We start from the raw sequence: 13,133 nt of genomic DNA, 5'->3' as shown, positions 1-13,133 counted from the left end.
TACTAATGTATTTTTTATTGTTGTTCCTACAACTTCACTTGTGTATCCTGGAACTTCTTCTTCCTCGACAGTATATCGGTAGGCATTTAAATTTTCATCATACTTATCTAAATTAGAAAATGTGTATTTCCAATCATTGGTCGCTGTTACGGTTTGTTTATCAACTCGCTTATCGTTTCTTAATAAATGTACTGTAATTGAAGATGGACGTGTTTTATCTTGATTTCCGTTATCTTCCCACTCTTTTTTACCAGAAATACTTGTTTTTTCTTTATTTTGATAGGTATTAGTTAGGTCATTGCTACCAGTGTTACTAGTTTGATAGCCGCCTACTTCTTCTTCTTTCACACTATATCTGTAAAGTTTGTTATTATCATCGTATTTAGGTAAATTAGTAAACTTATATTCCCAACGATTTCCTACAGGAGAAACAACTTTAGTATCAAACGGTTTATAATCATCATTTTGAAATAAGTAAACAATTATATAGTCTGGACGCGTTTTTAAGGAGTTGTTATTATCCTTCCAAAGTTTTTCACCTTTAAATTCCGTTGTTTCTTTAACACTGTATGTGTTAATAATATTATTTCCATCGACATTTGAATAATACCCATCAGGCACATCGACTTCTTCCACTCGGTAACGGAACAGATAGCCTTTACTATCGTATTTAGGTAAATCATTAAATTCGTACTTCCAATTTTTTGACTCATTTGTAACTTGCTCTTTATACGGTTTATCATCTTGATAGAGTTGTACTTTTACAGATTTAGGTCGATTTTCAGACTTGTCGCCTTCCCATTTTTTTTCACCAGAAAAACTAACGACCTCTTCTTTAGTATATCTATTAGTTATCGTATAACCATCAACTTCAGATTCATATCCTTCTGGGATATCGCCTTCCTCTACACGATAAACATAGTCCTTACCACTATCATCTTTTTTTGGTAAATTTGAAAATTCATATTTCCAATTATTAATCGCTTTGGCTTCTGTAGTGGCGTACTCTTTTTCACCTTGAAACAGAGTCACTTTAACAAAGTCTGGACGCGCTCCAACTTTATTATTATTATCTAGCCATTTTTTCTCACCATTTATTCTGATTTTATCTTCTTCAGTTTTTACAAACGTATTGGTAATATTAAATCCGTTTACCTCTGAATCATAATCACCAGGAATATTCTTCTCTCTAACTGTATAAACGTAGTCTTTACCTGTTTTGTTATTTACTTTAGGTAAGTTTTTAAACTCATATTTCCAATTTTCTGATCCATAAACTTCTTTTTTGTCATAGTAATTTCCATCTTGAAGAAGTTCAACAGTTACTTTATCAGGACGTTTGTTAGCACTATTATTGTCATCTTTCCAAATTTTCTCACCTGAAATACTTGTTTTTTCCGTATTGTTATATGTATTAGTTATTGTAGTTCCTGTGACTTGACTATCATAATTGGGAATGTCATCTTCACGAACTGTATAAGTAATCTCTTTCCCATTTTTCTTTTCAGGAAGATTTTTAAATGATCCTTTGTAGTCGTTGCCTTTGTTTAATATCATAGAATCTACTTCATCACCGTCAGCAAACAGTCTGACTTTCACTTCAGGTGTTGTGATTCCTGATGGCACATCTTTCCATTTCTTCTCAACAGGGATATCAATTAATTTTTCTCCATTTTCTTTTGGATCTGACACAACTTCTTCCACTGTTGTCGTTTCATTATCATTAATCGTTACAACGCAACCATTTTTCATTTCATTACTAATAGCAAATCCAGCAGGTGCTTTAGTCTCAACCAACAGGTAATCACCTTTTGTTAATTTATCAAATAACGCATTTCCACTTCCATCTGTTGTTACTCGGTTAACTACTTTTCCTGGTTCTTTGTCTTTACCTCGATATAAAACAAATTCTGCACCACTTAAGCGTTGGTTTGGATTTTCTTCAGATACTTTTTTTACATTTAAGTTTCTTGTTCTTCCTTGAATGGTTCCTGAGCTATCTGGAACTTTCACAGGAATCTTAACATCTATTGGTTTTTCAGTTGTATAAACACCTTTTGCTGTAATACGAATACTATTTTTTACCTGTTGTGTACTTCCTGGTATCGTACCATTTGGGAACACAATTCTACCTTGGTAAGTTAAATCTAACTTTTCATGAACATCATCTAACATTTTAATATGAAAATAACGTTCTGTGTAATCTAGAGTATAATCAATCCCCTCTAATAATCTTGTTCCAATTGAATTTTTCAATTGAATTGATTCTCTAATAACGATTTGATTCTCCCAGCTCTCATCAAAGATTTCTAAATCTCTTAAATGATAGCCATGTGGATTCACATCTACTTGCCAATCAATTAAATTAGGATTGGTTGGGTTCTCTTTCCCTTGTTTTTTAACAAAAATTTCGTTACCAATATCTTTTTCTAATGTGGCTGTAACGTTTTTTTCTGGTGTATATTTATCTTGGTAGTATGCCGTATTTTTAATTGTTTTTGAAACAATTTCTAGTGGATTCTTTAATTTAGTTCTGAATACTACTTTTTGTGCATAAGCTGATTCCAGAAATTCAGTAACTTCTAATTGATTTTTAGAGCCATTAAAATTAATTTTTGCAAAAGAATAATCCTCCCACTGAACACCGTACTGATAATATACTTTTGCAGAATTAGCAACATATTCTTGATCAGACATAATCGGATCTGTCATCTTATTATTTGGTCCAATCGCTACATTTTTCTTTTCATTAATAAGTACAGTCCATTCAATTTCATTATCCTCAGGTATAAAGCGGCCTGATTTAGCTAAACCAATCTCTGGTGTTACTTTAGGAATATAGGTTTGAGAATCTTCATCTTCTTTTTCTGTTCCCTTAACAAAATAATGATAACTCGCATTATTCGTTTGTTTTGTATTTCTTTCATAGTCAGTTACATAAGTTATTTTAAAATGGTCACTAGTTTCTTTATTATATTTAACCGTAAAGCCCTTAGCCTTTCCGTTTTCAGAATCATGCCATTCTAAATCGTAATCAGCTTTAGATACATTGCCACCTTTGGTCAAATTCTTTAATTCAAAACTACTTTCTCGAATAGTCCCTGAATCAACCTTATCTGTTACCCACCATTTATCAACTTTTTGTTTTTCTTTATTAATATTTAATTCCCACTGGGCCCCACCTTGGTAATCAATAGGCTTACTTTTAACGATAGAACTAACTCCGTCCCCATCTTCTCCATCTCCGCCTTCACCTTCACCGCCAGTAGAAATGTCTTTAGATACTTGTTTTTCTTGTCCTGCAGTAATCACTTTGTTTACAACAAATTTTTCTTTATCGTTGATGACTTTAGTTTTATATTTGATAATAACTGGCTCATCCACATCTGTTTTAAAGACAAAATCAAATTCCTTCTTGTCATTTGACACAGTTACATCATGTTTTAAGTCAGGCGCAACAGTCATCGTTTCTTCCATCAATGTTCCATTAGTTATAATATCTTTAAAATAAGCATGCTCCTGATCAATATGAATTCCTTTAGGATTATATGTAATCGTCCAATCCACCGTTTGATCTTTTTTATTGTAACTTCCTGCTTCTTTAGTAATTAGATCAATCCCTGCATTTGTTTCAGCAGAAGCTTCTTCATGTAGATAGTGGTTACCTACATTACCAATTAAAGTCGCCGTATTGTAAATATTTGCTTTTGTTCCAAATGGGACTGGTGTATTTAAGTAAACAACATAAGGTTCCTCAATAGAGTTGAATCCTAAATCAATATTGCCACTTGAATCAAATGTTTTATTAGCAATTGGAACTTGCGCACCTTCTGTTATGTTTCCTTGTAAATCAACTTTTGCTTTTACCATCTTATCAATATTGATGCTATCAGCTATATTAGGTCCGTTCTTTCCTTTAGTTGTCTTTTCCTTTAATTCAAAATCATTAATCTTTAAATAATTGGGATTGATTAACACTTTCCATTTATGTTTTAATCCTTCATCTCCAATATATTCTTTTTGAATATATGATTTTATTTTTCCTGCAATAATAATGATTTCACTTTCATCATTTATCACACCTGGTATTTCAATTTCATACTCTCCTGGAATAGTGATTGATTTTTCATCAAGTTTCATTGAAAACATTAAATTTCCATCAACATCATCATTTTCAGAAACTTTGTCATTAAAAATCATTTTTACATTGCCGTTAGTTTCACCAATATAACGCCCGTAAATCATCCCATTATCTGGATCGATTAAGTCACCTTCTTGTCTTCTAGTGAGACTGATAATGTCGGAATCAGGTAGTTTAAATTCAAAATAATCGCCATCTGCCATTGTCTTACCAAACTCATCAGGAATTCTAAATGTATAATGAATTTGAAATTCATCACCTATACTTAATGGATTGACTTCTGTTATTGGGTTACCGTTTAGTGTCATATTAGATTCTGTTAAGATAGTTGGTTTTCCCTGTTTATCTCTTGGTAGTAAACCAGATTTTTCCATTGTTGTAATATCTCTGCCGCCAGCTCTTACTTCTTTTTCTGGATTTTCTAGCTTTTGTGCCTCTGGTTTCTCTAAATCTGGTTCCTCTATCTGATCAGCTGTTGCTTCCTCAGTTTTTTCTTCTATTTGATCATTTTCAGTAGAGTCTACTTCTTTCTGACTCTCCTCTGTTGAGCTTTCTTTTGTTGGAGCTATTGTGTTATTATCTGGATTACCGCCATCAGGTGATCGCTCCTGATTCGTAATAATCTGTGACTCTTGATTATTTCCTTCTGCAAATGCTTGAATGGTCGTAACACTTGTTACAAGCTGCGTAAATGTTCCCATGAGCATTACCATAAGCATAAATACTGATTTTTTAATCTTCATAACTTTTTCCTCCATTTTTTTGATAAATTACTTTTGTAACAAATAGTTTCAAATAAAATAATTAGTGAATAGTTAGAAAAACATTAAAAAAATGTACCATAAATATAATCAAATAACAATCAATAATAAAAAAATCGCTCCTTTTTTAAATTTTTTTTAAGAATAAGTAGAGTTTTAAAAATATAATAAATGTTTTTCAGAGTTATTTTTATTTAATATAAAGACTTAAAACATTTTATTATTCTCAGAACTCGATAACATTTCATTGTCTTTATTTTATCATTAAATGTTCTACATTTATAATAATAACTCATGTTAATCATATTATTTTTATCTTGCTGTCGGTTAAAACGACAGTTATAAAAAAAAAAGTGCCAACTCTAAAGAGTTGACACTAAAAAACTTGATAGCCATTATATAAATTAATTATGAGAACAAGAATAATAACTATTTGATAGATGTCGTTAACCTTTTCACTTGAGACTCTACCACTAATGTATGATCCCAAAAAACCACCAATTATCGCTGCTGGTATTATAAAATACAGCATAGTTAAATCATAACGCTCCAAATTAACAGTCACAAATATAGTAATCACTTTTGATAACTGAGAAAATAAAATGGTCACTATTGAATAAACTGTCGCGTCTTTAATCGGTAGATTAAATAAGAAAATTAGTAGAGCAACATTAATTGGTCCACCACCAATTCCCAGCAAACTTGCCAGAAAGCCAAGTAAAAAACCTGTGAAAACAATCAAGATGCTTGATTGATATGTATGGTTCTTCCAAATGTGTTTACTATGTAAAAATGATAAAACCAGAGTGATAATAGTTAGGAAGATTTGAAGCAGTTGCACTTCTCTCCCATCTGGAAAATAATCTAATATCTTTTCGAATACTTGATTACCTATCAATCCACCAACAATAGCTCCTATAGATAACTGAATTGCAAAAAACCAATTTACTTTAATACCATTTCTTATTTGATTAAAGGTTGAAACAAAAGACATGGTCAACACAGCTACACTTGAATAAAAAGAAATCGCGGCTACTGGATGAACATTTAAAAAATCAAAAATCGGTTTTATTAAGACACCACCACCCATTCCAGATATTGCACCAATTGTATTGGCAATAACTATAACAAGAAAATAAATAATACCAATCATAAATTCAACTCCCTTTCATCTATCTTACTATATTTTTCAATGAAAAAAGAAGTATAGAGATTTTTTTCTCTATACTTCATTATTAAATGTATCCTTTTCTTGGAATGACTTTAAATTGTTTTGCTAACTTCTTGAGTTGTTCATCTGTCATTTCTTGCATAATACCACCTTGACTCTTAACATACGTATATACTTCAGCTGCTTTTTCAGCTGTTTCGATTAAACCAAATACGTCATCTAAATTTTTTCCAGTCCCATATATGCCGTGAAAGGGCCAGAGTACAAGTCGAACTTCTTTAAGTTTTTCGGCTGTTATCTCACCTATTTCATTTGTACCAGGCACCAGCCAAGGAATAATTCCTATTCCTTCTGGAAAAACAACAAGACACTCTGTACACATTTTCCAAAGAGTTTTGGTCATGGCTTTTTCACTCAACTCATGAGTAAAAGACATTGCTAGTAGATGTGTCGCATGATTATGCATTACAACACGGTGAGTAGTATCTACTTTTTTTCTTGCTATGTGACTCATTAGATGTGTTGGTAATTCACTTGTTGGAAATCCTTCATTAGAAAATCCCCATAATATATCTAGTTCTGTTCCTGTTTCATTAATTCGGATAATACCTAGACTTTCTTCTGGTGATTTTTTGATATTTTTAAAGTACTTGCCAGATCCTGTTACTAACAAATAATGACGAGCTAACTTACTTGCATCAAAATCAATAGGTATCTTTCGCAGTACACAAGTCACATCTAAATAACGTGAAAGTTCTTGTTCATCAAGCAATATGGATATATTACCACCATTTCTCTCATCCCATCCTAAACGATAAAGATTTGTTGTGGTTTCAATCATCTCTTTCATTAATGACCATTCTAAAATATTTTTTCTCATGACTACATTAAACTTTCATACAAAGAGATGATTTCTTCTAAAGTCACTTCTCTTGGGTTTCCTGGAGTACAAACATCATTAAGAGCATCTTTTGCAATACTTGGAATGTCCTCTTTTTTAACGCCTAACTCTGAAATCGTACTTGGAATACCTACATCAGAACTTAGCTTTTGGATTGCTTCTACTGCCGCTGTTCTCACTTCTGAAATAGACATTGTTTCTGCATTTGAAAGATTTAATACTTTAGCTATTTCTCGATATTTTTCACCAGTAAACTCTTTGTTAAAAGCCATAACAGTTGGAAGTAATGAAGCACAAGCTACACCATGTGGAACATCATACCAAGCACTCAAGGGATGCGCCATACCATGAACAAGGCCAAGTCCTACATTTGAAAAACCCATTCCTGCTAAATATTGACCTAGTGCCATTTTTTCTCGACTTTCTTGGTTTCCATTAACTGAATCTCGTAAGGATGCTCCAATAATCTCAATAGCTTTTAGATGGAGCATATCACTCATCTCCCAAGCTCCAGGTGTGATTAGTCCTTCAATTGCGTGTGTCATAGCATCCATGCCCGTTGCCGCACATAAATTTTTAGGCATTCCCATCATCATGTCACTGTCTACAAAAGAAACAACAGGAATGTCATGAGGGTCTACACACACAAACTTTCTATTTTTTTCTCTATCTGTAATAACATAATTAATTGTCACCTCCGCTGCTGTTCCGGATGTTGTTGGTACTGCTAAAATTGGAAGACTCGGATGTTTTGTATCAGCGACTCCTTCTAAACTACGTACATCAGAGAATTCAGGATTGGTCACTATTATACCGATGGCTTTTGCCGTATCAATTGGAGATCCTCCACCGATTGCAACAATACAGTCTGCTTGTGATTTTTTGGCTTCTATAACACCTGCTTGAACGTCTTCAATAGTTGGGTTAGGGACAATACCATCAAACATATCATAACTAATATGAGCCTCATCTAAAAGTGACGTTACTCTTTCAACAACACCAACCTCTACAAGAACTTTATCAGTTACGACTAAAACTTTTTTAAAGCCTCTTTTGGTTACTTCGCCAGCAATTTCCTTGATCGCTCCTTTTCCAAAATATGATGTTTCATTTAGTACCATTCGATTGACTGTCATTTTAATGTCTCCTATTCTTTTTTATTGATTGAAGAGATAACATCATCTCTTGATTCTTTCCAAATTGAGTAACAAGTTGACTATAAATAGCATACAATTGATCATAAGTATCGACATCTTTTGAACGAGGATGATAAGTCTCTGCATAACTATCCAATTTCATCTGATGAATTACATCATTTAGAGTAGTATTTGGCTGATTGGCTAAAATCGAAAAGATAGCGGCACTCTTTGCTCCTGTTTCTAACTCTTTTGAAATAGCCACCTTCTTCTTTAATACATCTGCATAAATTTGATTAAGTAATTTATTTTTATGAGGTAAACCTCCGCAAAAAACTAAGTAATCAACTGGAATACCATTCTTTTCAAAATTTTCTATAATCATTCTCTTGCCAAAAGCAGTTGCTTCAATTAGTGCTCGGTACATCTCTTCTGGTTTAGTCTGAAGAGTCATTCCCATCACGAGCCCTGTTAAATTAGCATTCATTAGTGTTGAACGATTACCATTCCACCAATCAAGTGCGATTAAACCTGACTCACCTGGCTCTAGATTTTCTGCACGTTTTTCTAAGTATTCGTAAATTGAGATTTTCTCTTTCTTAGCCTTTTGTACATAACTTTCTGGAACTTGGGTCTCTACAAACCAAGAAAAGATATCGCCCACAGCATTTTGTCCTGTTTCATATCCATAAAGTCCTTCAACTACACCTTGATTAACTAAACCAGCAATACCTGGTATTACTTTGTTCTTGCTTGTTAGTAAAATATCACAACTAGAAGTGCCAATAATATTAAGCATAATATTAGACTTTGTCACACCAGTAGCAGCTACACAAACATGTGCGTCAATATTATTAATAGCAACCACTACTTTTTCACCAAGTCCAAGTATTTCTGCCATTTCTTTTGTGACAGTACCTGCTGAAGTTCCTAATTCTCCCATGTCAGAAGCTATTTTTTCTTCAACTACATTTTTAAAATTAGGATGTACAGCTTCAAAAAATTCATTAGATGGATAGCCACCTAATGACTCTTGATACATTGCTTTATAGCCGGCACAAGATTTACTTCTTTTTTGATTACCAGTTAATTGCCAAACAAGCCAGTCACCTGCTTCTATAAAATAAGCTGTTTCTTTATAAATTTCAGGAGCTTCTTCCAATAGTTGTAATAACTTAGGAAATAACCATTCTGATGAAATTTTTCCTCCATAATAAGGTAACCATTTTTCATTTCGTGTTTTGGCGATATGATTTATTTTATCTGCTTGAGCTTGTGCTCCGTGATGCTTCCAAAGTTTTACCCAGGCATGTGGATTTTTTTCAAGATGTTCTTTTTTCAAAAGAGGGATTCCATCTTTATCAACTGGAAGGACTGTGCAACACGTAAAGCCGATTCCTAAACTTTCAATATCTTCAGATTTAATTCCTTGATTAGTAGCTTGTTCTAACAAACCTTTAACAACATCCTTCAAACCGTTCATATAATCATCTGTATGTTGTAAACACCAATAATCTGGCAATTTTATGTCAGTGTTTGATAGTGTTTTTTCAATAACACCGTGGGGATATTCATATGTTTTAGACGCCAAAACCTCTCCTGTTGTTGCCTCAATTAAAACACCCCTAACTGATAAGGTACCGTAATCAAGACCTATTGCGTAATTAGTCATTAGACTTCTCCTTTATTTTTAAATAAAGAGGTTGAAACAATTGTCTCAACCTCTAAGAATTCTACTTATATAATGGGCCAAACGTTTCGCATGCTTTAAAATCAACATACTCTAAATCTTTTGTCCCAAAGCCTGTAAATGCGTGAGGTCTAAAAATTCTGTCACTCGGAATATTGTGAAGAGCCACTGGAATTCTTAACATACTTGCTAAGGTAATTACTTCATGACCAACATGACCATGAACTGTTGCCCCGTGATTTGCCCCCCAATGATCCATTACATTGTATACATTTTCAAAACCTGGTAAGCCTAAGCGTGGTGCAAACCAAGTCGTTGGCCATGTTTTATCTGTTCTTTTATCTAATGACGTATGAATCTCTTCATCTAACACACATGTATAACCTTCTGCAATTTGAAGTGTTGGACCAACTCCATCAACAACATTTAATCGAATCATCGTCACAGGCATTTCAGCATCTGTATAGAAATGAGAAGAATAACCGCCGCCACGGAAATACTCATAATTTGCACGGCACCAATCTGTTTTATTTAAACAGGCTTTAACATCTTCTTCTGTCATATTCCAAAACTCTTTCATTGTTGGATTTCCTTCATCATCTTTTAAAGGAACACTCCAATCAAGAGCAGATGCTCCAGAATTAATTAAATGAAGAACACCATTTTCAGCTTTGCCAGTTAGTTTTTTACCAGTCACACGTTCAACAGATTCAGGACTCCAGTAAGTTCTAACATCTGAAAATATAGATGATTTATTCGTTAACAGCGTTCCAAATAGCATGGATACAGCATTCAACGTATCATTTTCTGTAGCAAAGGCAGTCACAGGTCGTGGGCCATTCCAATCAAACGTTGATGCCATAATAGCTTCTGTAAAATCACCATTTGGTAACCAGTCAGTCCACTGACGTTGCCCTTGAAAACCTCCAGAGATAGCGTTACGTCCGCGCGCTTCTTCATGCCAACCAATTTCGGCTAGTTTTTCATTACCAAATAAAATATCTCTAATCACTAATGCTTGCTTGGCAATAAATTCCCAATCTTCATTAGCTGGAACAACTTTTGATTTGGTAATTATTTCAGGGAAATCTTTTCCTTCATTAATATCAATTCCCTCTTTACAATAATCTTTAATCCATTGTAAAGCTTTTTCATATTCAGCCTTATCATAAATTTCTAACGTAATTCGTCGAAGAATTTCAGTCATATCAACGTATTCTAGCGTCATACCTAAGTATTTAGTAAATAACTGACTGTCTGCTTGTGAGCCTGCAATCCCCATACAAGATGAGCCTAGATTTACATAAGACTTTCCTTTCATTTGACCAATAGCAAAGACGCCTTTAGCAAATGAAAGTATTTTTTCTTGAACATCTTCTGGAATACTATTATCATCAAGCTCTTGCACTTCTTTACCATAAATTTTAAACGCCGGATACCCTTTTTGCGCATACCCTGCCATTGCTGCTGCTAAATAAACAGCACCAGGTCGTTCAGTTCCATTAAATCCCCAAACTGCTTTAATCGTTTGATTATTTAAATCCATTGTTTCTGTACCATAACACCAACTCGGCGTTACAGATAATGTCCCAATAATATTTTCACCAATAAATTGCTCTTCTACAAGTCCAGCATCACCTCTACCACCAATCGTGCGATTTGCGACAACACATTGAACCGGTGTCCCATCAGCGTATCTTAAAGTAGATTCAATTAACTTCTGAGCTGCGATTGCCATTGCCATTGTTTTTTCTTCTAAACTTTCACGCACACCACCTTGACGGCCATCAATAATTGGGCGAATTCCTAATTTAGGATAATTTGTCATATTTTTTCTCTCCTTTTATTTTTTTAGTCTATTTTATTCGTAAAGTAATTCTTGAATTTCTTTTTTATCAATGTTGTCTTTGGTATACCATTCAACCCCTGTATCAACATCTTCTACTTTTTCACCATTCGCTGCTTTAACAGCTAATTTTACTGACTCATAGCCAATTTTTACTGGGTTTTGAGTAACTGATCCTAAGAATTTACCATTTTTAATAGCATCTTGTTGTAAAGCTCCTGAATCAAAACCAACAGCTAATACCTTACCTTCTTCAACACCAATTCGGTCACCTAAACCATCATTGGCATTAATAATTGATTTAGCACCATACTCATTAGATCCATAAATAGCAACAATATCTTTTTTCTCTAACAAGGCTGAGGCTTCTGTTTTTCCTGCAGCATCTGTTACTTCTGCTGGCACTCTTAATTCAATGATTGCTTTTGCGTCTTTAGCACTTACTTTATTTTTAAATTTATCATGACCAGTTACTTGTACTTTACCCTTACCAACCTTGTCATTTGCTTCTAGTAACTCTACCATTTTGTCAATAAAGCCTTCTGTTCGTTGAGAAATTGAAAGAGAGTTTACTTCTTGAGAAACAACACCGATTCTAAATTCTTTATCTTCAATGCGTTTTTCTAGGCTTTCATATAGTTTTTCAGCAGCAATGGCACCTGCTTTTTTATTATCCGTTGAAGCAGTCGCTTTTACAGCTCCTTCTGGTGCATCAGGAACACCTGAGTCAAACCCAATAATCGGGATATCTTTTGACTTAGCTGTTTCAATAGCGTCAAGTTCTGCTTCTGTATCCAGTGCTGCTAAAGCAATCGCATCTGGATTTTTATTAATCGCATTATTCAACATTTCTAATTGTTCAGCGATAGCGGTTTCATCTTTAGGGCCAACAAAGTTCATTGTTACTTCATCTTCTTTTGCTGCTTGTTTTGCACCTGATTGTACGGCTTTCCAAAAATCATGTTGGAATCCTTTTGCTACAACTTCAACTGTTTTTCCACCATCTTTTTTCTCTTTTGAACCAGATTCTTTGGTCTCTCCTCCAGAACAACCTGCTAAAAGACCAATTGCTAAAGTTGACATCAGTAATACACCCATCGTTTTTTTCTTCATTTTATTCTCTCCTATTTGTTTAATTTTTTATTTCGATAAATATCAATATATACAGCTAAAATCACAACAAATCCGGTTATAAAGATTTGATAATGCGGTTGTAAATCGATGTAAGGCAACCCTACTTTTAATACGGTCATAATAAATACACCAATAACTGTTCCTAAAATCGATCCCACTCCACCTGCTAGAGATGTTCCACCTACTACTACAGCAGCAATTGCATCTAATTCAAATCCTGCTCCACCACCAGGCATAACCGTTGTATATGTAGCAGCATAGGCTATAGCAGCTAACCCTGCAAAAAATCCTGCAATCACATAAGTAGAAGCTTCTACTTTTACAATATTAATTCCCGATAATCTTGTTGCTTC

At 33.8% G+C, this 13,133-nt stretch carries 8 protein-coding genes; all 8 read right to left on the bottom strand.

Translation table 11 applies throughout. The features are described 5' to 3' along the window. A partial coding sequence (locus tag RR554_RS00570) for a Cna B-type domain-containing protein (RefSeq protein ID WP_332467211.1) occupies nt 1–4,884 on the bottom strand: 4,884 nt, incomplete at its 3' end. A 394-nt stretch (nt 4,885–5,278) separates the two neighbouring features. Further along, nucleotides 5,279–6,055: a sulfite exporter TauE/SafE family protein gene (locus RR554_RS00565; RefSeq protein ID WP_332462127.1), complete on the bottom strand. Its 777-nt coding sequence runs from the start codon at nt 6,053–6,055 to the stop codon at nt 5,279–5,281. A gap of 82 nt (nt 6,056–6,137) precedes the next feature. Next, on the bottom strand, nt 6,138–6,953 hold the full coding sequence (rhaD, locus tag RR554_RS00560; protein WP_332462128.1) for a rhamnulose-1-phosphate aldolase: 816 nt from the start codon (nt 6,951–6,953) through the stop codon (nt 6,138–6,140). A 2-nt stretch (nt 6,954–6,955) separates the two neighbouring features. Next, complete coding sequence (gene fucO, locus RR554_RS00555; protein WP_332462129.1) at nt 6,956–8,110, bottom strand: lactaldehyde reductase; 1,155 nt, start codon at nt 8,108–8,110, stop codon at nt 6,956–6,958. A 1-nt stretch (nt 8,111) separates the two neighbouring features. After that, nucleotides 8,112–9,782: a ribulokinase gene (locus RR554_RS00550; RefSeq protein ID WP_332467210.1), complete on the bottom strand. Its 1,671-nt coding sequence runs from the start codon at nt 9,780–9,782 to the stop codon at nt 8,112–8,114. A 61-nt stretch (nt 9,783–9,843) separates the two neighbouring features. Continuing rightward, nucleotides 9,844–11,628, bottom strand: a complete 1,785-nt coding sequence (locus tag RR554_RS00545) for an L-fucose isomerase (RefSeq protein WP_332462131.1) — start codon at nt 11,626–11,628, stop codon at nt 9,844–9,846. Nucleotides 11,629–11,661: 33 nt separating this feature from the next. Then, nucleotides 11,662–12,759: an ABC transporter substrate-binding protein gene (locus RR554_RS00540; RefSeq protein ID WP_332462133.1), complete on the bottom strand. Its 1,098-nt coding sequence runs from the start codon at nt 12,757–12,759 to the stop codon at nt 11,662–11,664. A gap of 11 nt (nt 12,760–12,770) precedes the next feature. Further along, nucleotides 12,771–13,133 (bottom strand): ABC transporter permease (locus RR554_RS00535; protein ID WP_443081306.1); only part of this gene is annotated, 363 nt, incomplete at its 5' end.

Source organism: Vagococcus sp. (assembly GCF_036639995.1).
In the GTDB taxonomy this organism is placed as follows: domain Bacteria; phylum Bacillota; class Bacilli; order Lactobacillales; family Vagococcaceae; genus Vagococcus.
This window is presented reverse-complemented; position numbering and strand designations above follow the sequence as displayed.